Annotated in this window: 18 protein-coding genes; 14 read left to right on the plus strand and 4 right to left on the minus strand. The window is 35.7% G+C overall.

What is annotated here, in order from left to right:
• Nucleotides 1–436 precede the first annotated feature (436 nt).
• The 3 genes from clpB (at nt 437) to deoD (ending at nt 4,511) form a co-directional block, all read left to right on the plus strand.
• On the plus strand, nt 437–3,040 hold the full coding sequence (gene clpB, locus IEV69_RS02440) for an ATP-dependent chaperone ClpB (protein WP_188439130.1): 2,604 nt from the start codon (nt 437–439) through the stop codon (nt 3,038–3,040).
• Nucleotides 3,041–3,157: 117 nt separating this feature from the next.
• On the plus strand, nt 3,158–3,829 hold the full coding sequence (gene deoC, locus IEV69_RS02445; protein ID WP_188439132.1) for a deoxyribose-phosphate aldolase: 672 nt from the start codon (nt 3,158–3,160) through the stop codon (nt 3,827–3,829).
• Complete coding sequence (gene deoD / locus IEV69_RS02450; RefSeq protein WP_188439135.1) at nt 3,813–4,511, plus strand: purine-nucleoside phosphorylase; 699 nt, start codon at nt 3,813–3,815, stop codon at nt 4,509–4,511. Before deoC ends, deoD begins: the two co-directional genes overlap by 17 nt.
• A 59-nt stretch (nt 4,512–4,570) precedes the next feature.
• Here the strand turns inward: deoD and IEV69_RS02455 are convergent, their stop codons facing one another.
• On the minus strand, nt 4,571–4,756 hold the full coding sequence (locus IEV69_RS02455) for a CsbD family protein (protein WP_188439137.1): 186 nt from the start codon (nt 4,754–4,756) through the stop codon (nt 4,571–4,573).
• Between the two features lie 292 nt (nt 4,757–5,048).
• Here IEV69_RS02455 and IEV69_RS02460 point away from each other — a divergent pair, with 292 nt between their 5' ends.
• Entirely contained in the window at nt 5,049–5,576 is a 528-nt protein-coding gene (locus tag IEV69_RS02460) for a SixA phosphatase family protein (RefSeq protein ID WP_188439139.1), read from the plus strand.
• On the opposite strand, the gene IEV69_RS02465 is transcribed toward IEV69_RS02460, so the two are convergent.
• Nucleotides 5,557–6,306 (minus strand): DUF6503 family protein, encoded by a 750-nt coding sequence (locus tag IEV69_RS02465; RefSeq protein WP_188439141.1) that lies wholly within the window; start codon nt 6,304–6,306, stop codon nt 5,557–5,559. The two genes, IEV69_RS02460 and IEV69_RS02465, sit on opposite strands and share 20 nt — an antisense overlap.
• Before the next feature lie 216 nt (nt 6,307–6,522).
• Between IEV69_RS02465 and smpB the strand changes: the two genes are divergently transcribed.
• Nucleotides 6,523–6,990 carry an SsrA-binding protein SmpB gene (gene smpB, locus IEV69_RS02470; protein WP_188439147.1) on the plus strand — a complete coding sequence of 156 codons (468 nt, stop codon included), beginning with the start codon at nt 6,523–6,525 and terminating at the stop codon, nt 6,988–6,990.
• Nucleotides 6,990–9,467: a DUF5686 and carboxypeptidase regulatory-like domain-containing protein gene (locus tag IEV69_RS02475; protein WP_188439149.1), complete on the plus strand. Its 2,478-nt coding sequence runs from the start codon at nt 6,990–6,992 to the stop codon at nt 9,465–9,467. The genes smpB and IEV69_RS02475 overlap by 1 nt, the downstream gene beginning before the upstream one ends.
• Before the next feature lie 51 nt (nt 9,468–9,518).
• On the opposite strand, the gene IEV69_RS02480 is transcribed toward IEV69_RS02475, so the two are convergent.
• Nucleotides 9,519–10,160 (minus strand): protein-L-isoaspartate(D-aspartate) O-methyltransferase, encoded by a 642-nt coding sequence (locus IEV69_RS02480; protein WP_188439151.1) that lies wholly within the window; start codon nt 10,158–10,160, stop codon nt 9,519–9,521.
• A gap of 188 nt (nt 10,161–10,348) precedes the next feature.
• Between IEV69_RS02480 and IEV69_RS02485 the strand changes: the two genes are divergently transcribed.
• The 6 genes from IEV69_RS02485 to IEV69_RS02510 all read left to right on the plus strand — a co-directional run bounded on the left by IEV69_RS02485 (nt 10,349) and on the right by IEV69_RS02510 (nt 17,824).
• Nucleotides 10,349–11,317, plus strand: coding sequence for a Gfo/Idh/MocA family protein (locus IEV69_RS02485; RefSeq protein WP_188439153.1), 969 nt, complete (start codon nt 10,349–10,351; stop codon nt 11,315–11,317).
• 48 nt (nt 11,318–11,365) lie between these two features.
• On the plus strand, nt 11,366–12,253 hold the full coding sequence (locus tag IEV69_RS02490; RefSeq protein ID WP_188439155.1) for a 3-hydroxybutyryl-CoA dehydrogenase: 888 nt from the start codon (nt 11,366–11,368) through the stop codon (nt 12,251–12,253).
• Between the two features lie 118 nt (nt 12,254–12,371).
• Nucleotides 12,372–13,760, plus strand: coding sequence for a class II fumarate hydratase (gene fumC, locus IEV69_RS02495; RefSeq protein ID WP_188439156.1), 1,389 nt, complete (start codon nt 12,372–12,374; stop codon nt 13,758–13,760).
• A gap of 247 nt (nt 13,761–14,007) precedes the next feature.
• Complete coding sequence (locus IEV69_RS02500; protein WP_188439158.1) at nt 14,008–15,375, plus strand: 7TM diverse intracellular signaling domain-containing protein; 1,368 nt, start codon at nt 14,008–14,010, stop codon at nt 15,373–15,375.
• A 309-nt stretch (nt 15,376–15,684) separates the two neighbouring features.
• Complete coding sequence (locus tag IEV69_RS02505; protein ID WP_188439160.1) at nt 15,685–17,079, plus strand: sulfatase-like hydrolase/transferase; 1,395 nt, start codon at nt 15,685–15,687, stop codon at nt 17,077–17,079.
• A gap of 13 nt (nt 17,080–17,092) precedes the next feature.
• Entirely contained in the window at nt 17,093–17,824 is a 732-nt protein-coding gene (locus tag IEV69_RS02510; protein ID WP_188439162.1) for an FAM151A/B family protein, read from the plus strand.
• On the opposite strand, the gene IEV69_RS02515 is transcribed toward IEV69_RS02510, so the two are convergent.
• Nucleotides 17,825–20,989 (minus strand): cytochrome c biogenesis protein CcsA, encoded by a 3,165-nt coding sequence (locus tag IEV69_RS02515; RefSeq protein WP_188439169.1) that lies wholly within the window; start codon nt 20,987–20,989, stop codon nt 17,825–17,827.
• A 220-nt stretch (nt 20,990–21,209) separates the two neighbouring features.
• On the opposite strand from IEV69_RS02515, the gene IEV69_RS02520 reads away from it, so the two are divergent.
• Entirely contained in the window at nt 21,210–21,980 is a 771-nt protein-coding gene (locus IEV69_RS02520; RefSeq protein WP_188439171.1) for a Rossmann-like and DUF2520 domain-containing protein, read from the plus strand.
• Entirely contained in the window at nt 21,961–22,491 is a 531-nt protein-coding gene (locus IEV69_RS02525; RefSeq protein WP_188439172.1) for a KdsC family phosphatase, read from the plus strand. The genes IEV69_RS02520 and IEV69_RS02525 overlap by 20 nt, the downstream gene beginning before the upstream one ends.
• Nucleotides 22,492–22,519: the final 28 nt, after the last annotated feature.

Below are 22,519 nucleotides of genomic sequence, written 5' to 3' on the forward strand. Positions count from 1 at the left end.
TATAGGATTTATTTATTAATCTGTATAGCTATTTCAGGACGGGTCATACTCCCACTAAAAAGTAGGCTCATTTATAGATACTGTATAGATACTCCATAGCAAAGGCTGGGATAAAGCAACCCTTGGCTTTTTTAGATAGGTTCTAAATAAAACATAGTAACTCCTTTTGTATAGCCGTAATTTGAAGATGTCCAGTCAAAATGTCGGCCGCAAACCCCTGTTATCAAGACATTTTGTCGTAAATTATAAATGGTGCGGGATTTGTTTGGTAACAATATAAAATTGCAGGATATAAAACCTAAGACTTCTTTAGTTAGTGTTTTAATAAAATGTTTTCGTCAAAACAAACATCGTAAGTCCTAAGTCCTGCAGTCCTAAGTCAAATTAATAACCTTTAAATAACAAAATACCCGCCTACACGGGTACAAAAGAAAATATGAATTTCAACAAATTTACCATCAAATCACAGGAAGCGGTGCAACAGGCACAGCAATTGGCACAAAGCCTTGAGCACCAGCAAATAGAACCGGAACATCTGCTCAAAGCAATGCTTGAGGTAGATGAAAATGTCATTCCCTTTTTACTTAAAAAACTGAATGTAAACATTCAAACTTTAAAACAGATACTGGACGCCTCCATAAAAGGGTTTCCTAAAGTGAGTGGCGGGCAGTTGATGCTTTCGCGCACAACACAGTCTGCACTTAATGATGCAAGCATCCTCGCCGAAAAACGCAAAGATGAGTTTGTGTCGATTGAGCATTTACTTCTCGGCTTGTTTAAATCGGGTGGAAAAGTGGCCCAGCTTTTAAAAGACCAAGGAATGACCCAAAAGGGATTGGATGCCGCTATCGATGAACTTCATAAAGGCGATCGTGTGACTTCCCAAAGTGCTGAGGAAACGTATAACGCCCTAAACAAATATGCCAAAAATCTTAACCAGTTAGCAAGAGATAACAAACTTGACCCAGTTATTGGCAGAGATGAGGAAATACGTCGTATTCTGCAAATCCTAACCCGTCGTACTAAAAACAACCCGATGTTAGTTGGTGAACCCGGAACAGGTAAAACCGCTATAGCCGAAGGTCTCGCCCACCGCATCGTAGACGGAGACATACCCGAAAATCTAAAAACCAAAGAAATTTACTCCCTTGATATGGGAGCACTTATTGCAGGGGCCAAATACAAAGGAGAATTTGAAGAACGCCTTAAAGCAGTTATCAAAGAAGTCACATCTAGTGATGGCAACATCGTACTCTTCATTGATGAAATCCACACCTTGGTTGGTGCCGGTGGTGGTGAAGGAGCCATGGATGCCGCCAATATTCTAAAACCCGCATTGGCGCGCGGTGAACTGCGGGCCATTGGGGCAACGACTTTGGATGAGTACCAAAAATATTTCGAAAAAGACAAAGCGCTGGAACGCCGTTTCCAAAAAGTAACCGTAGACGAACCCGATACCGAAAGTGCTATATCCATCCTACGTGGTATCAAGGAAAAGTATGAAACACACCACAAAGTGCGTATCAAAGACGATGCAATTATTGCTGCCGTGGAGCTTTCACAACGTTACATTACTAACCGCTTTTTACCCGATAAGGCGATTGACTTGATGGATGAAGCGGCTTCAAAACTGCGTATGGAAATCAATTCCAAACCCGAAGAACTGGATGTACTGGATCGTAAAATCATGCAACTGGAAATTGAAATTGAGGCCATCAAACGGGAAAAGGATGAAAGTAAACTAAAATCACTCCGCTCTGAACTTGGTAACCTGAAAGAAGAACGCAACGAACTCAACGCCAAGTGGAAAAGCGAAAAAGAAGTGGTGGAAAGCATCCAGAGCATCAAAACCAATATTGAAGAATACAAACTTGAAGCCGAACGCGCTGAGCGTGATGGAGATTACGGTAAAGTAGCCGAATTGCGTTATGGAAAAATCAAGGAAGCCCAGGAAAAACTGGAAGAACAACAAAAACTTGTAGCAGATAAACAAGAAAACTCTTTAATAAAAGAGGAAGTCACCCACGAAGACATCGCCGAAGTAGTGGCCAAATGGACAGGAATTCCCGTAACTAAAATGCTGCAAAGCGATCGGGAAAAACTACTCAAACTGGAAGACCACCTGCACAAGCGTGTGGTGGGTCAGGATGAAGCGATTGCCGCCGTGAGTGATGCCATTCGCCGCAGCCGTGCCGGATTGCAAGACCCCAAAAAGCCACTGGGCTCCTTCCTGTTTCTGGGAACTACCGGTGTGGGTAAAACCGAATTGGCCAAAGCCCTGGCAGAATACCTCTTTGACGATGAAAACGCGATGACGCGCATTGATATGAGCGAGTATCAGGAACGCCACAGCGTGAGCCGACTGGTAGGAGCACCCCCCGGCTATGTGGGTTATGATGAAGGTGGACAATTGACCGAAGCCGTGAGACGCAGACCCTACTCTGTTGTACTCTTAGACGAAATTGAAAAGGCACACCCTGATACCTTTAACATACTGCTTCAGGTATTGGATGAAGGGCGCTTAACAGATAATAAAGGCCGGGTAGCCGATTTTAAAAACACCATCATCGTGATGACTTCCAATATGGGAAGCCACATCATTCAGGAAAAGTTTGATACGGTCAAGGATATCGATGCCGCAATGGAAGGTGCCAAAGTGGAAGTACTGGCCCTGCTAAAACAAAGCGTGCGCCCTGAGTTCCTGAACCGTATTGACGACATCGTGATGTTTACACCACTTGATAAAGCCAATATCAAAGAGATTGTAGGCTTACAGTTAAAAGGTCTTAGTAAAATGTTGCTGAAACAAAACATCACCCTCGATGCCACTCAAGAAGCCATCAGCTATCTGTCTGAACGCGGTTATGACCCACAATATGGTGCACGACCGGTTAAGCGAGTAATCCAAAGGGAGGTTTTAAACCAGCTTTCCAAGGAAATCCTCGCCGGAAAAATTACCACAGAAAGTATCATTTTACTGGACGCTTTTGATGACAAACTGGTGTTTAGAAATCAGGCAGATGAACAGCCTGTAGCCTAAAATAAAATTAAATATTTTAAACTCCTGTCTACTAGTCAGGAGTTTTTTATGTTAAGAGTTCAATTCTATGAGAAATCTCAGTTTTAAATAAACCATTTTCTTTTACCTTTGTTTTCTATGCAAAATCTAAATAAATACATCGATCATACTCTTTTAAAGGCAACTGCTACTGAAGAAGATATCAAAAAGTTATGTAAAGAAGCAATTGAATATGATTTTTTCTCTATTTGTGTAAACAGCTCCTATATTGCTTTCGCGAAAGCGCAATTGTCAAAAAGCAATGTAAAGGTCTGTAGTGTTGTTGGATTTCCTTTAGGAGCAATGAGTGCTAACGCCAAAGCTTACGAAGCAAAAAAAGCTATAGAGGATGGCGCAGATGAAATCGATATGGTGCTAAACATAGGATTTCTAAAAAGTGAAAATTTTGATGCTGTTTGGAAAGAAATAGAAGACGTCAAAAAAACGATTGGAAACAAAGTTTTAAAGGTAATTTTAGAAACCTGCTATCTAGAAAAAACTGAAATTATCAAGGCCAGCGAACTCGCTATGCTTTCAGGTGCTGACTTTATAAAAACCTCTACAGGCTTTGGAACCGGCGGTGCTACTATAGAAGATGTACAATTGATGAAATCTGTTGTAAAAAATCAGGTGAAAATTAAAGCTTCCGGAGGAATAAAAGATAAATTCACAGCTTTGGAATACATTGCATTGGGTGTGGACCGAATTGGCACTTCTTCGGGCATCGCTATCGTAACAAATAAAAATTCAGAAAATGAGCATACATATTAACGCCAAAAAAGGCGACGTTGCAGAAACCATTTTACTACCCGGTGATCCACTTAGAGCCAAATGGATCGCTGAAACTTATTTTGAAAACCCCGTTTGCTTCAATGAAGTGAGAGGAATGCTGGGTTTTACAGGAACTTATAATGGTAAGAAAATTTCTGCGATGGGAACCGGAATGGGCGTGCCTTCCATCTCCATTTATGCACATGAATTAATTACTGAATTTGGCGTTAAAAACTTAATCAGAGTGGGGAGTGCCGGTTCATACCAAGCCAATGTAAAATTAAGAGACATCGTTTTGGCAATGGCTGCTTCATCAACATCAGGTGTAAACGAATTGCGATTTGGTGGTGCAGATTTTGCTCCAACAGCCAATTTTGAACTATTTCAAAAAGCAGTAGATGTTGCGAAGTCTAAGAACATTTCAATCAAAGCGGGTAATGTAATGACCAGTGATGAATTTTATGCCGATGAATTTGAAAGCTATAAAAAATGGTCTCAATTTGGTGTGCTTTGTGTCGAAATGGAAACCGCAGGTTTGTATACCGTAGCTGCCAAACACAAAGTCAATGCATTATCAATACTAACCATTTCAGATTCATTGGTTACGGGTGAAAAAACAAGTTCTAAAGAACGTGAAACCACCTTTGACGAAATGATAAAAATTGCACTTGAACTGGCATAATAAGAAATAAAAAAAGCCTTATTTTCATAAGGCCATTTTTTTAAAATTTATTAATAAAGTTAATAGTGTTCAATTTCTTTTTTCAACTCTTCCTTGGTCTTACCGGTTTTCTCCTGTAGACGTCCAAGAAGTTCATCAGACTTTCCTTCAACATATTGAAGGTCATCATCTGTAAGTTTAGCATATTTCTGCTTCATTTTTCCTTTGACTTGATTCCATTTTCCTTTAAATTGATCCTCGTTCATAATTGTTAGTTTTAAAATTAATAATACCCTAATTTACTGTGAAATAGCGGAAATCGTTACCAAAGAAGTATTAAAAATATTTAATGTTTTGTTAAACAAAAAATCACCCGTTTTGCCAGGTTGGCTCAGGGCGACTCTCCTTATCATAGCAGTGTTTGGGAAAAGCAATTGTAGTTTAGTGAATTTAAATAATAAACGAAAAAAATTGCTTTTTGGTTTTAAAAAAACTGAATGTTATATATTTGATTCAACTAAATAAACTGTATTTATGAACTGACAAATAAATCCAACTATGAAAATTACAGCAAGTATCATCCTTTTATTTTTAATAAGTTCCTGTGACAATACCACTACCGAAAAACCTGTTAAAAAAGAAATGGACTTTACAACCACAACCTATTACCTCATTCGCCACGCTGAAAAAGACCGCACAAATCCTGACGATGAAGATCCTAATTTAAATGAAGAAGGACTTTTAAGAGCTGAACATTGGGCCGCTGTTTTTTCTGAAATTAAACTGGATGCTGTTTATTCATCTAATTATAAACGAACACAACAAACGGCTCAACCCGTCGCACGAAAACAAAATCTAAAAATTGAAAATTATGATCCTCATAAAGTATATGAAACTGATTTTTTTGAAAAAACAAAAGGCAAACAAATTTTAGTTGTGGGTCATAGCAACACAGTGCCTGTTTTTGTGAATCACGTGTTGGGACAAGAACGCTATGAAAACATCCCAGACAGTATTGACGGTAGACTATATGTAGTCACCAAAACAGCCGATCAGGCAACCAGTTTTATTTTGAATCTGGAGTGAGTGGTTTAACATTAATCTGTTTGTTTTCAATAAGAGATAGTTCTTTGAGTTCTCCTTTTTCAAACAATTTATCAATGTTGTAAAAATCGATAGAGGAATCTTTAGGGCTGTAATTCCTATAATCTACAAATCGGATTCCTTCAATAACCCGGGGATTATAGCTTTCGCGAAAGCGAATCCCACCCTGATTCGTGAAAAATTTATATGCCAGATAATCTACCGTAAAATCATCTTTTGAAATCCAATATAGAAAAACATCCTGAAAATCTACACCCCCACCGTTTTCATCAAAGCTCACTTCAATTTTATAATAGTTTTTGTCTTTGATAGTAACTTCTCCCAATAGCTTTTTGTTAACCGCTTCATCGTTGAGGCCAAAAGGCAACTGCACAAAATAATGTACAGAATTGACACTTTCGGCATATTTTACAGCGGTAGTATCGTGAAGGTTAACTTTTTCTTCATTTTGGATTCTTAAAAATCCTTCGTTTGTAATGAGGTCAATCGTATTTAATGTATCAGGAAGCATACGTTGAAACGAAAAGTGACCGTTTTGTCGTATACTTTTATACTTTATATTTCGGAAGGAAAAATCAATTTCAGCATTATTGTACCGGTCTCCTCCGGCATTTTCAATGGTCTTATCGATAATTTGCTGTGCAGAAAGTTCTTGTTTTTCAGATTTGCAGGAAACAATTGCAATGAACAAAAAGAGTAAAATGAAACGCATCTTTTTTTTTGTAAAAATAGAGAAATTTACCACAGACTCAATACTAAATCTCAAATTCTAAATATTACCATTACTCAAGGATGCTTCAATCAATCATAAAATTTTCTAACAAACCCACTTTTCATATTTTAAGCCTTGAAATCATAGGGGCTTTTACTTTTAAAATCTTATTTTTGTGATTATTAAAAAATTTTATCAAATCAAACTTTCAAAAACTTGAAGCAACAAAACACCATTCAGATAAAAAATAAGAAGGCCAAATTCAATTATGAATTTATTGACAAATTCACAGCCGGCATTGTTTTAAAAGGAACTGAAATAAAATCTATAAGAGAAGGGAAAGCCTCCATTGCTGAAAGTTTTTGTGAATTTCAGGACGGCGAATTGTTTGTCATCAATATGAATGTAGAAGAATACTCTCATGCTTCACATTTCAACCACGCGCCTAAAAGTGAACGAAAATTACTGCTCAACAAACGTGAATTGAACAAACTTGAAAAAGAAGTGCGCACTTCAGGCTTAACCATTGTTCCCCTCAAGTTATTTATAAATGACAACGGCTTGGCTAAACTCATCATTGCCTTAGCAAAAGGTAAAAAAGAATACGACAAGCGTGAGACTATCAAAGAACGCGATACTAAAAGAAATTTAAGCCGAATTAAAAAAGCTTTTAATCAACGATAATGAAACACTTACTTGTTTTTTTAATTTTTCTATTCTCGGCTTCAGTTTTTTCACAAATCATTGGAAAAGTAACCGATGAGAAAGGTGCTCCACTACCGTTTGTAAATGTATTTATCGAAAACTCTTATCTGGGAACCACTACCAATGATGACGGAAACTATAAACTGGATTTTAAAGAACATAAAAGTGCTGTTGTGGTTTTTCAGTATTTAGGTTACCAAACCCTGAAAAAGGAAGTGGACCTAAACTCAAATGTCATTCATCTCAATGTTACGCTAAAAGCTGAAACCTATAGTTTGGATCAGGTTGTAATTTCAAATGATGAAAATCCTGCTGATCGAATCATTAAAAATGCAATTGCAGTAAGAAAACAAAATCTTGAAAAACTAAATGCCTATACGGCTGACTTTTATTCCCGCGGACTTTGGAAAGTTGAAGATGTTCCGGAACGAATTATGGGACAGGAAGTAGGCGATCTTGAAGGCGCATTAGATTCAACGCGTTCCGGAATTATATATTTAAGTGAAACCATTTCAAAAATTGCCTATCAGAAACCCGATAATTTCAAAGAAAGAATCATCGCCTCAAAAGTGAGCGGGAATGACAATGGCTTTAGTTTTAACAGTGCACGTGATGCCAATTTTAGTTTTTATGAAAACACGATAAATATTAACGCTGCACTGGTTTCTCCAATTGCAAACAATGCCTTTGGATATTACAATTACAAACTCGAAGGTGTTTTTTATGAAGAAAATCAATTGATTAATAAAATAAAAGTAACCCCAAAACGTGCAAACGACCGTATCTTTTCAGGGGTGATTTATATTGTTGAAGATAGCTGGCAATTGTATGGCGTTGAACTTAACACTAATGGAAATGCCATTCAAGTTCCATTTGTCGAAGAGTTGGTGTTCAAACAAAACTTCAGTTACGATGAAACCGAAGGTTATTGGGTAAAACGCTCTCAAATCATCGATTTTAGTTTTGGGTTTTTAGGCTTTAGTGGTGACGGTCGCTTCACGGCAGTGTATAGTAACTATGATTTCAAACCGGAATTTAATCAAAATACATTCACAAATGAAGTCTTGTTTTTTGAGTCTGAAGCCAACCAAAAAGACACGTTGTTTTGGACTGGAATAAGACCTGTGCCCTTATCAGATGAAGAAATTGAAGATTATATTAAAAAGGATAGCATTCAAACACTTAGAAAGTCAAAAACATATCTCGACTCCATCGATCAAAAAAATAATAAACTCAGGCTTTTAAGTCCCATAACTGGTTACTCCTATGCAAATACCTACAACAAATGGAGAGTGAGTTATGATGGAGTTTTAAGCAATACCAGTTTTAACACACTTCAAGGTTGGAGTATCTCTTCCGGAATTAATTTTAATAAATGGTATGACGAAAATCGCACACGAACACTTTCAGCCAATTTGACTGCAAACTATGGATTCTCTGATGATCAATTACGTTTTCAGGGGAATATTTCCAAAAGATTTAACCGCTTTCAGCGAAATACATTAACACTTTCAGGAGGAAAAAAAGTACAACAATTCAACAGGTCTGAACCCATTTCAAACTTAATTAACTCAATAAGCACCCTCTTTTTTGAACGCAATTATATGAAAGCCTATGACCTTACGTATGTGAGAGCGAGTTATTTTCAGGAACTGTTTAATGGTTTACGAATGTCTGCTACGTTGGGATATGAAGACCGCAAGCCTCTTTTCAATCAAACTGACCAGGTATATATCAGAAATAAAGGAGTTAGTTATACTTCCAACAACCCTTTGAGTCCGGAGGATTTTGAAAATGCAGCCATCGATTCACATACAATGATGAAACTGCAAATTAATGGGCGCATCACTTTTGGTCAAAAGTATTTTACATATCCTGACGGGAAATTTAACATCGAAAATGATAAGTATCCGGTGTTGATGCTAACTTATGAAAAAGGATTTGCTGCTTCAAATAGTAGTTATGATTTTGACAAAGTTCAAGCCCGACTTACACAAGGTTTCAATTTAGGAAACAAGGGTCGTTTAAATTACAATATTACCGGTGGAACCTTCTTAAACGCTGATGACATCTCATTTGCAGATTTTCAACATTTCAATGGCAATCAAACCCGTGTTGGTACATCTTTCACTTACACCAATGTATTTAATTTATTGCCCTATTACAGCCTAAGTACTAATAAAAGTTTTTTTGAAGGTCACTTAGAGCACGATTTCAAAGGATTTCTTCTTGGTAAAATACCTTTATTAAATAAATTGAATTTCAATCTTGTTGCAGGCGCTCATTATTTAAGTACAGAAAATAACAAGCCTTATTCTGAACTTTCTTTAGGTATTGACAATTTGGGAATAGGAAAATTTCGTTTCCTGAGACTGGATTATGTGCACTCATTTTATAACGGTGAAGACAAAGGAGCATTTATTTTTGGTTTGAAAGTACTCGATATTATCCAATAGGACTATAAGAAATTGGCTGCCATTGAAATAAATCCAAGAGATTAGCTTGAATTAATTTTTATCCTCAAGCAGTGGCACAAACCGAAACTCTCCAAATTCATTTTTTATAAATTCCTTTTCAGACTTTCTGGTGAAAACCGTCATTATTTGTAACTCTTTCCCCACGGGAATTACTAAATTCCCTCCCACTTTTAGTTGTTCCATAAGCGGTTTTGGAACAAAAGGTGCTCCGGCAGTAACAATAATACCATCAAAAGGTGCAAACTCAGGAAGGCCTTTATAACCATCCCCAAAGACTATTTTTTTAGTTCTGTAACCAATTCTGGGTAAAAAAAGATTCGTCTTTTTAAACAATTCTTTTTGACGTTCAATTGTATAAACCTGAGCTCCCATTTCTAACAGAACAGCTGCTTGATAGCCACTTCCGGTTCCAATCTCCAGTATTTTATCACCGGGTTTAACATCAAGCAATTCCGTTTGTCGCGCTACTGTATAAGGTTGAGAGATGGTCTGATCGGCAGCAATGGGAAATGGTTTGTCTTCATAAGCATGATCTTCAAAACCGGAATCCATAAACAAATGCCTTGGTACCCTGCCAATTGCTTCAAGAACCTTTTCATTTTGAATACCCTTTGCTTGAATAACTTTTACTAACTGCTTGCGTTTTCCCTGGTGTCTATGTGTGTCTTTCAAACTAAAAAATGGTTGTTGGTTATTGGACTGTAGCAAAAATCGGAAAGATAAACAGGGATTGCAAGTTTTTATGAATTGAAAAATGGAATTTATTTACTGAAAAGTTGATCAATTGAGAAATAGATTTGAAGCCTTTCACATTCTGCATTCTGACAAAAAAACCTTATTTTTGTGGAAAATAAAAAAATATGCTCAATGCCGGAGTTATAGGTGCCGGACACCTTGGAAAAATTCATTTAAGACTTCTACAACAGTCCGATCATTACAACCTAGTAGGCTTTTATGATACCAATGCTGCTCAGCGTCAAAAAATCGAAGAAGAATTTGGTTATAAAGCTTTTGATTCTGCTGAGTCGCTAATTCAAGCCTGTGATATGGTTGATGTTGTCACACCAACGGTTTATCATTTTGAAACGGCCAAAAAAATTATAGCATCCGGCAAACATTTATTTATTGAAAAACCCATAACACAAAGCATCGAAGAAGCAGAAGAGCTCATAGAACTGGCTGATAAACACGGTGTAAAAGGACAGGTTGGCCACGTAGAGCGATTTAACCCAGCATTTATGGCTGTAAATCATATGATTGACAACCCCATGTTTATTGAAACTCACAGGTTGGCTGAGTTCAATCCAAGAGGTACAGATGTATCAGTCGTATTAGATTTAATGATTCACGACATTGATGCCATTTTGAGTGTGGTGCGTTCAAAAGTGAAAAGCATTCACGCCAGTGGTGTTTCTGTGCTTAGCGAAACTCCCGATATTGCCAACGCCCGAATTGAATTTATAAATGGGTGTGTTGCTAACCTTACTGCAAGTCGTATTTCTTTAAAGAATATGCGTAAATCAAGATTTTTTCAACGTGATGCCTACATTTCAGTAGATTTTCTAGAAAAGAAATGCGAAGTTGTAAAAATGAAAGATGCTCCTGAAAATCCGGGTGATTTTGATATGATCTTACAAAATGCTGAAGGGATTAAAAAGCAAATTTATTTTGACAACCCAAAAGTATCACCAAACAATGCCATACTTGACGAATTGAATAGTTTTGCTGAAGCTATAAAAAATGATACAACTCCCATCGTTCCTCTGGAACAGGGTGCTGATGCCTTAAGAGTAGCTTTAATGGTTTTAGAAAATTTTAAAAAAATATAACTGAAGTTTAATTTTTAATAAGCACACCCGCCTTTGCGGGTAATGAATATGAAGAATATAGCAGTAATAGGTGCCGGAACAATGGGTAACGGCATTGCACACACATTTGCACAAAGTGGTTATAAAGTACAACTGATTGACATTTCAGAAAGTTCCCTTAAAAAGGGAATTGCAACCATTACCAAAAATTTAGACAGAATGGTTGCTAAAGAAAAAATTTCAGAAGCTCAAAAAAATGAGACGCTTGCCAATATCACCACCTTTACAAGTATGGAGGAAGGGGTAGAATATGCCAGCCTGGTAGTAGAGGCAGCTACTGAAAATGTAGATTTAAAACTTAAAATTTTTAAAGACTTAGATTCATTTTGCCCAGATGATACCATCCTTGCAACAAATACTTCTTCAATTTCAATCACTAAAATTGCATCGGTTACCTCTCGTCCACAACAAGTGATTGGGATGCATTTTATGAATCCTGTTCCTATTATGAAACTGGTAGAAATAATTAAAGGCTATAATACCTCACCGGAAATTTATGATACTGTTGCCGAAATTTCTAAAAAACTTGGTAAAGTACCTGTTGAAGTTAATGACTACCCGGGGTTTGTTGCCAATAGAATTTTAATGCCAATGATAAACGAAGCTATAGAAACGCTTTACAACGGTGTTGCCGGTGTTGAAGAAATTGATACAGTTATGAAATTGGGAATGGCACACCCAATGGGACCATTACAATTAGCTGATTTTATTGGATTGGATGTTTGTCTTTCCATTTTGGAGGTAATGTATGACGGATTTAAAAACCCTAAATATGCACCTTGTCCTCTATTAGTAAATATGGTAATGGCAGGAAAATTAGGGGTGAAAAGTAAAGAAGGCTTCTATGATTATGCTGAAACACACAAAGCAGAAAAAGTGTCAAAAATGTTTTCCTAATCAATAATTTGAACTCATTAAAAAGACAACTCAAAAGGTTGTCTTTTTTTAATTCATTTTAACCTTTAAAAAGCGAGTCATTTAGTAAATTTGCTAAGCATAATTTTACACTAATATCATGGAATATAGAATAGAAAAAGACACAATGGGTGAAGTAAAAGTGCCTGCCGATAAACTTTGGGGTGCACAAACAGAACGTTCAAGAGGTAATTTTAAAATAGGTCCACAGGCATCGATGCCACTCGAAATCATTGAGGGGTTTGCCTACCTTAAAAAAGCGGCAGCATTCACTAATAGGGAGCTTAGCGATTTACCTTCTGAAAAAAGAGATTTGATTGCTAAGGTGTGTGATGAAATACTTAAAGGAATGCACGATGACCAATTTCCATTGGTAATTTGGCAAACCGGCAGTGGTACCCAAAGCAATATGAATGTCAATGAGGTTATAGCAAACCGAGCACATCAATTGGCCGGAAACGTAATTGGTGAAGGTGAAAAAACATTACAACCCAATGATGATGTAAACAAATCGCAATCATCTAATGACACTTTTCCAACTGCGATGCATATTGCAGCCTTCAAAAAAATTGTTGAAGTCACCATTCCGGGTGTTACTAAACTTAGAAATACACTAAAAGCGAAAAGTGATGAATTTAAAAACGTGGTTAAAATTGGTCGCACTCACTTGATGGATGCCACACCTTTAACCTTAGGTCAGGAATTTAGTGGGTATGTTTCACAATTAGATCACGGCCTGAAAGCTTTAAACAACACCTTAGAACATTTATCAGAAATTGCTTTAGGTGGAACTGCAGTCGGTACAGGAATCAATACTCCAAAAGGCTATTCAAAACGCGTTGCTGAATACATTTCAAAATTCACCGGCCTTCCATTTAAAACTGCTGACAATAAATTTGAAGCTCTTGCAGCTCACGATGCAATTGTTGAGAGTCATAGTGCATTAAAACAATTGGCGGTTTCTTTAAATAAAATTGCACACGACATTAGAATGCTCGCAAGTGGCCCTCGCAGTGGAATTGGAGAACTCATTCTTCCGGCCAATGAACCTGGCTCCTCAATTATGCCCGGAAAAGTAAATCCAACACAATGTGAAGCTTTAACGATGGTATGTGCTCAAGTGATTGGAAACGATATGGCAATTGCCGTTGGTGGAATGCAAGGGCATTTTGAATTGAATGTTTTCAAGCCTGTAATGGCAGCCAATATATTGCAGTCTGCTCAACTACTGGGAGATGCTTGTACTTCTTTTGAAGAACATTGTGCCAAAGGTATTGAACCCAACAATGACGTGATTCAAAAACAACTTAACAACTCTTTAATGTTAGTCACAGCTTTAAATCCAAAAATTGGTTATTACAAAGCTGCTGAAATTGCTAATACAGCTCATAAAAATGGAACTACTTTAAAAGTAGAAGCTGTAAATTTAGGCTACCTCACTGAAGATGAGTTTGATGAATGGGTAAAACCTGAAGATATGGTTAAGTAAAATGTTAAAGTTTTTAAATTAATTTAGTTAACTATCAATTTATTATTATTATTTAATTTAACCTCTATAGTGTTGTTTTTCAAAGATATAGAGGGTTTTTAGTTTAAAATATTTTGAATTTTCCTAACTTTTCTTTAATTCAATAAAAATATTTTTTTAAACATTTATTCGATTAAATGCATTTTTTATAGGTTAAAATGTTTTTTTATTTATATTGGTAGTCCCAAATCGTATAAAACATTAACCTATGAAAGCTATTTACCTAAGTGTTTTGCTCTTATTTTGTGCATCGCTTTTTGCTCAAAATTCGATTCAATATGTAAAAGACACACATCTTAATTTTAAGATTGAAGAGACTAAAGGTGTTGATTTTAAACCATTTACAAATTCTAATTTTGGATTAGAAAATGGAGTTTACTGGTTTAAAATCAACAGTCAAACAAACAACGAAGGAGTCATTCACATTCCATCTGCACACGTAAATGACATCAAGCTGTTTTCAGCATCAAAAAAACAAATTGAAGAAATTTCCTACACGAGATATCCTTCTTTTCGTTTGGATGAGTTTGAAGAATTTCCAATTTACTTGTATGTAAATTTTGAAAAGGAAGCATATTTTCCTTTGCAAATTACATCTGAAGAAAATTTTGCTAAAGCCAATCAACAATCCTTATTTAAAATAGGAGCATATTATGGGTTTGCAATAATGGTAATCATTATAAACCTAATGTGTTTTTTCCTATTTGATGAAAAAGTATTTCTCTATTACAGTGCAGTCCTAACAACCATTACATTATCATTCTTTTACAGTGACGGTCTGTTCAGATTGATGGGGTATGATAACACATTCACAAACATGTACCTTGAACCGCTGTTGCATTTATCGGTGGCTCTATTTGCAGCTCATTTTGCAACTAAGTTTTTAAAACTTGATGATTTGATGCCTAAATTAAAATGGCTGACTGCCGCTTTAATTAGTACCTCAGTAATTTCTTTTTCAAGTTATTGGGTAACTGAAAACTGGTTGTTTGCCGCAATTGGAAACACCTTTATATGGGTTGTTTTAGTAAATTATCTTATAGCCGGTGCAACTCTTTTCAGACAGAAAGTATATGCACGTTTTTATGTAGTGGCATACAGTTTACTGTTGATTTTGATATTTGATTATTATGTACTTACCGGTTTTGGAATTACATTCCTGGGAGTTTCTGCTTTCCATCTAAAAACTGCCGGTATACTTGAAATGCTTGTACTAACGTATGCAATTATGTACAGAATGCGTACATTAAAAGAAGAAAATGAACTGATGCAGATTGAAATGCGTTTATATTTAAAACGAATCGAACTATTGAGAAGTCCGGATAATATTCAAATGGTAGATGATTTGTACTTGGAGAACCTTGTCAATTTACATGATTTAAGCAACCTGGAAACAAAGATACTTCAGTTTATATCTAAAGGAAAAGACAATGCAAAAATTGCATTGAAATTAAATATTAGTGAAAAAGAGGTTGAAAAAATCACCAAAGCCCTTTATAAAAAACTGGACATAAGTGAACATATTCAAGAAGATCAACGAATGATTGATGAACAACCCGATTACGTCTACAACTAAAAAAACTCCATAGAATCTGTTTAAAAGGGTTTCTGTTTTGTATATATTTACAATTCGGAAACCCTTTCTACTATGATTCTTTTGAACAAGTCTGTAATCAAATTTTTGATATATGCATTTACACCTGTTTTACTGTTTTCTGTAGTTGGTGTTTTTTACACATCTCAATTAAAATATTTAATTAAAGAGATTGTAGAATTTTCTTTATTCAGCTCAATAATTTATGCTCTAGGCTTTTTGATTTTAAGAGGAAAATCAAGATATATTTGGTTTCTTATTTTTTTAAGTATCTTGTTTATAATAAGCTATTTGAAAACCTCATTTTATTATCAATACCAATCAAAAGTTACAATTTCTGCCTTTTATGTGCTTTTTGAAACCACAGGAACTGAATCTGCTAATTACCTTTCCACCTACTTTGATTTTGGACTAATTGCCATAACATTTGTTTTTATTGCCTTCTTATTTATAACTTTAAAACAGCTCTACACTATCTATAAAAACAATCAATCATTTTTCTATTTCCCTGAGTTTAGTCTAAAAAGTATCCCCCTATTTTTAGTCTTAATACTATTCATTGCAAGCTCAATTTATCTGATTAATCTAAAACTTAAACACAATAATTTTATATATCTGGCCCATGATGCCTATGTTTCATATTCTGAAGCACAGCAGTTATTTCAAACCGAGCTTGTAAAGCCGATCAATAATAAATTGACAAATGTCTCTTCAACCGATAACCAGCAAACGTATGTTGTAATTATTGGGGAATCTACCTCTGCCCGAAATATGGGGCTCTATGGTTATTACAGAAATACCAACCCATTACTTTCAGAGATAAAAGATGAGCTTCTGGTTTTTAAGGATGTCATATCCCCACACACCCACACAATACCCTCTCTTAATAAAATGCTTTCTCTTTCAAATCGTGAAAATCCAGATGTCATTCATTGTGGCAGTGTTGTTCAGTTGGCGAATGCAGCCGGTTTTTCAACTTATTGGGTTTCAAATCAACAACCCATTGGTATTCATGAAACACTAGTTACTGCTGTTAGTAAAGCAACCAAAGAGCAATTTTATACGAATGCGCTCACTAACAGGCAGGTTGAGTATGACGAAATGCTGCTCCCATTTGTAGATGAAGTATTAAACAAAGACGATCATAAAAAAATAGTGTTCGTTCATTTATACGGAACTCATATTTCGTATAAATTTTCCTATCCTCCTGAATTTAATAAGTTCACTGATCAACCTGAAACCAAGTTTCCTTCTGCCAGAAGTTTTGAGCAAATCAACCATTATGACAACGCTATTTTATACAACGATTTTATAGTAAGATCAATTATCGATAAAGTCAAAGCAAAAAATGAAAATGCTTATGTAGTTTATTTTTCTGATCACGGTGATGAAGTTTTTCAGGACATGGATTTTGTGGGCCATAATGAATATCACGCTACCAATCCTATGTATGAAATTCCCTTTATTGTGTGGACTTCTGAAAAATTCAAGCAAAACTATCCGCACTATGACACACTTGAAAATTACCTTGACAGAAAATATATGCTGGACGATTTTATGCACAGTTTTGCCGATTTTTCTCAAATTCAATTTGACCAACTGCAACCCGAACGGAGTATCTTTAACAAGAATTTTGTTTATAGAAACAGAATGATACGACAAGCACTCAATTATGACGACAGGTAGTTTAACAAAAATAATGGCCATTCTAGTAATTATAATAGCAACACTGTATGTCTATCACCGCATACCTTTTAAATTTGACTATATGGGTTATACAGAAAAAATATGGGCCCACAGAGTAAACAGTTTAGAAAAATTGAACTACACCCAAAAACACTATGCAGGTATTGAATTGGATGTTGTATACGATTTAAAAACCAACACATTTGATGTAAACCACCCACCTGCAAAGTCTATAGGGCTTACACTTGATACCTATTTTTCAAGTTTGAATGAGAAAAACAACATCGGGATTTGGTTGGATTTTAAAAATTTAAATGAAGAAAATGAGCAGGAGTCTTTAATTAAACTAAAAGAACTAATTAAAAAACACGAGCTCATTCCTCAATACATGATTGTTGAATCACAATCACCTGAGTATCTTTTTGGCTTTAAACAAGAAGGTTTTAAAACGAGTTTTTATCTTCCCTCCTCTTTAAATCGCCTTTCAAATGAAGAACTTATAGCTAAAGTATTGGAAATTAAAACTAAAATTAAGAACTATCCTACGAATGCCATTTCAACTAATAGTGTAGATTATTCTATTATAGCCAAACATTTTCCTAATGAGAAAAAATACCTTTGGAACATTGATGGTCTTTATAACACTCGAATATTCAAAAATTTCTTCCTGAATAGAAAAGTACTGAAAGACCCAAAAGTTGAAGTTCTTCTAGTAAGAGTCACTCGGGGTATTGGCAATCGTTAACTATTTTTTACTATAGTATTTTTTATACTTAAAATAGGCCAATGCCGAAAGGATAAACACAAACGCCAGAGAATAATAAACAAATCCAGGAGTAATTGGTTTATCACCACTAGCATATGAATGCAAGCCAACCAAATAGAAATTCACGCCAAAATAGGTCATCATAATTGATGCAAATGCTAGTACTGACATTACATTGTACAACCACCGGCTTCTCATTCCCGGTATCAAACGTAGATGAATTACAAAAGCATAAATCATAATACTAATCAATGCCCAGGTTTCCTTAGGATCCCAACCCCAATATCGTCCCCAGCTTTCATTAGCCCACATACCACCTAAGAAATTACCAATAGTCAACAAACCAATTCCAAGTATTAAAGCAAGTTCATTAATAATTGTAAGCTCCTTGATATTAAGGTCCATTTTGTGTTTGTTCTTTTGATTGGTTAGTATCATTAACAGTAATGCTACAAGACCTAAAATCATAGCCAGCGTGAACGGTCCATAACTTCCCACAATTACAGAAACGTGAATCATCAACCAATAAGAATCTAAAACCGGAACTAAATTTGCAATTGCAGGATCCATCCAGTTTTGATGGGCAACCCACAATACTATAGATGCTACAAATGCAGTAGAAGCAACCGTTAAATTTGATTTTCGGCCAAAAGCCAAACCAAAAAACACCGTGGCCCAGGCAACATAAATAACAGACTCATAGGCATCACTCCAGGGAGCATGACCACTAATATACCACCTGAGGATTAACCCGAGCGTCATTAAAATAAAAAACAACCATATGATATATTTACTGACGTTTACTAATAAAGAAAGCGTTCTGTTTTTCTCTTTAAAAATTTGAATAATCAAAAAGGTAAACATCAAAACCCCTATCAATAAAAAATATTTATACAACCTGTTGAATATATCTACCTTGTTGTAGAATATCTCTGCTTTCACCCTGTTTTCACTGGGCATAATGTTGCTTCCATACTTTTTTTGATAGTTGGTGATACTTTCTATATATCCATTTGCCTTAGTATAATCACCGGTTTTCCTTGCCTCTTTTAATTCTGAAAAATACATCGGCAAAATATTCCTGGTATAAAGAGAATCTTCACCGGAAATACCTGCAGCACTGAGTTCCGGAAATGAAACCCAGGTATTGTTGTCATCATGGGGCACCGGGAATATTCTTAAAACGGTTCCACTTAAGCCTTGATTGAGTAAATAAAGGCTCTCATAAGTTTTTAACAGATCTTTTTCATACTGATTGGGAGTTGCTTTTTTTGAAGCTTCTTCAAGATAAGGACCAATTTTACTGTTGCCTTGTTGATCAAACATTTCAATGAGCGAAACTTTTTCAGTTTCTACCGGAACTTCAATAAGCTTCCTGATGCTATCATTGCCCCTTTTTAGATTAATCATTGGAATTTCTACCCAAAGTCGTGGAAATTCACTCATTGATAATAGCGCCTGATTGGCATCCAATCCTTTGTAATGGTCACTTTTGCTTACTTTTCTAAGAAGTTCTGAAGCAAAAGTATTTACCGGTTTCATACGTCCACCCTCATCCTGAATGATAAGCTGACCAAATTTAGCAGCATGCTCTTTATCAACTTCATTGGCAAAAATGATAGAATCCAGTTGATCGACATCTACTTCTCTGTGCTGATGTGATTCCTGAGCATAAACAGAACTTCCCAAAACAAAAAGCACCAAGGTAGCCAGCTTTGCTTTTTTAGTTTTAATTTTATCTAACATCCGTTTCAAAGCTGTAAATCGTGAATTAGGGTCAAACCATATTGCCATCAAACCAATATAAAGCAATACGTAGCCGATATAGGTTACCCAGGTTCCCCAAAAATCATGATTTACAGATAAAACTGTCCCTTGTTCATCAGGATCAAAACTCGCCTGAAAAAAACGATAACCTTCATGGTCCAGGACATGGTTCATATAAATATCATAATCAAAAGAAGTATCGTCAGGATTATTGACAGTCACTTTACTCATAAAAGAAGAATAAGCACTTTCTGTTCCCGGATATTTTTCAGCTATAAAATCGTTTAATGTGATACTAAAAGGCAATTCTATTTCCTTAGAACCATAACTGAAGTGAAACTCTAAACCGCCTAATTCAACGCTAGTTGGTTTAGGTGCAAAGCCCTGTCCACCCAACAGTCTGACAATTTTTGCTTCATTATTGGAAGTTGCTTTTATGACCAATGCATCCATATTTGAAGGTTGGTCTTCAGGTGCTTTAATAAGATCAAATGTACCTCTGTTAATTCCTTGTGGAATTACAAAAGACATTCCGGCCATTTGATAGAGGGATCTCAATTGAAGGGGCTGTAAACTATCGCTAACAACATCACCCTGAAGTTGGTCCGCCATTCGCATGTAATCACCTGAAAAAGGAGTGTAAATCTGATAGCCATCCTCTTCATCAAGTGTAATATTTATCGCTCCTTCAGTAAACTTATTTAGCGCGAAAAGCACCCCGTGTATACTTGAAACCTGACCGTTTTTTAACCAGTGTGAATGTCTCTCACCTCCTTCGGCTTCAACAAGTTCTAAATACTCTTCTCCATCTTCATCTTCTACAAGGGATTCAATCGCTCCACTTATAAAATCAACATATTCGATGGTAACCGGCTGTCCTTTATAATCGGTATGAATTGTAAAATCGTTATTTAAGCGTTCAGACAGCAAAAGGGCCTTTTGATGATTCCTTCTTTGTGGCACTCCATCCACTTCATAATCACCATCAATAAGGGTGGTTAAGTAAACTTTTTCAGAAAGCATCACATTTTCTGTGGCTCCTTCCCTGATGGGCATCACGCCCTCAAAACCAATGTAACGGGTTATAAATGCACCAAAAAGAATTAAAATAAACGATAAGTGAATTAGCAGTGTTGCCCATTTTTCTTTTCGCAATAAGCGGTACCTGAATATATTTCCAACAAAATTGATGGCAAAAAGAACCATGATTGCCTCAAACCACCATGCGTTGTAAACCATCACTCTGGAATAAGGCGTGGGAGATGTGGTTTGCTGGGCATCTAAAAATGTCCCCACTCCCATAGCAATTGCAAAAACTATAAATAAAATTCCGGTAAGTCTGGTTGAAAATAAAATGGAAGCAATCTTTTTTTGCATATCAACAATTTGAAGTGAAATAAATTGGCGCAAATTTACTGAATTTTGAACACTTTAAAGGAATTATACTACTTCTAAAAAGTTAAAATTAATAGAATAATTCATTTATATTAAAAACAGTAAAGTTTCTAAAATCAAACTATTTATTAAATTCTGTAACAAGTAGTATTATAATATGAAATTACATTAAGAAATCATAATTCTTCCTTATTTTAGCTTTATGATTCGCATTGTTATTTTAGGAACCGGAAATGTAGCCACTCACCTGCTTAAAGCCTTTGTTGCATCACCAAAAACTGAAGTGATTCAACTGTATAATCGAAATCAAAAAGGGCTTGATGAAACTGATTTTAAGGGTCATAAAACTACCGCTACGGAGGAGTTATTAGAAGCCGATTGTTATTTAATTGCCATTCCTGATGATGCAATAGCTGAATTGTCAAGTTTACTGCCATTTAAAAACCGATTGGTGCTTCACACTTCAGGAAGTGTTGCTATTACTGATATGGATAGTAAAAATCGAAGAGGTGTTTTTTACCCCCTGCAAACGTTTTCTAAAAACAGAAATCTTGATTTTAGTGAGATTCCTATTTGTGTTGAAACTGAAAACGCACAGGATCTAACATTAGTTAAAAAATTAGGTAATGCTATTTCAAATCAACAGTTTGAAATCAATTCAGATAAAAGAAAACAATTACACTTGGCTGCCGTTTTTGTTTGTAATTTTGTGAATCACCTTTATCAGGTAGGCTTTGAAATCACATCTAAAAATGAGCTTCCTTTTTCAATATTAATCCCGTTAATTCAAGAAACAGCTCAAAAAATTAAAGAAGCTTCTCCAGCAGAAATGCAAACAGGGCCGGCAAAAAGAAATGACCAAAAAACGATGGAAAAGCACTTACTTTTACTGAATGAAGAACCTTTACAAAAACAACTTTACAAATTAATTTCAGAAGCAATTCAACAAACTTATGGAAGAAAAGAGTTATAAAGAATATTTACAACACATCAACAGTTTTGTATTTGATGTTGACGGTGTTTTAACAGACGGAACCATAACAATCACCACCGAAGGTGACTTGCTTCGCAATATGAGTATTAAAGACGGCTATGCCATAAAAACTGCTATTGAACAAGGGTATCACGTTTGCATCATATCAGGCGGAAGCAATGAGGGGGTTAAAAAGCGTTTGAGAGCACTTGGTGTTACAAACATTCACCTGGGAGTGCAACACAAAACAGAAGTCCTTGATGAATATTTTGACATTTACAACATCAAACCCGAAAACACCCTTTATATGGGCGATGATATTCCTGATTTATACGCGATGAAATTAGTTGGACTTCCCACCTGTCCACAAGATGCTGCTACCGAAATAAAAGCAATTTCAAAATACATCTCTCACCGAAAAGGCGGTAAAGGTTGTGTGCGAGATGTGATCGAACAAGTACTCAAAGTGCAAGGCAAATGGCTTCTCAATCAAAACGCAAAAACTGATTAATACAACACTATATTCCTTTCAATTTTTG

This window comes from Planktosalinus lacus, assembly GCF_014640155.1.
Classification (GTDB): domain Bacteria; phylum Bacteroidota; class Bacteroidia; order Flavobacteriales; family Flavobacteriaceae; genus Planktosalinus; species Planktosalinus lacus.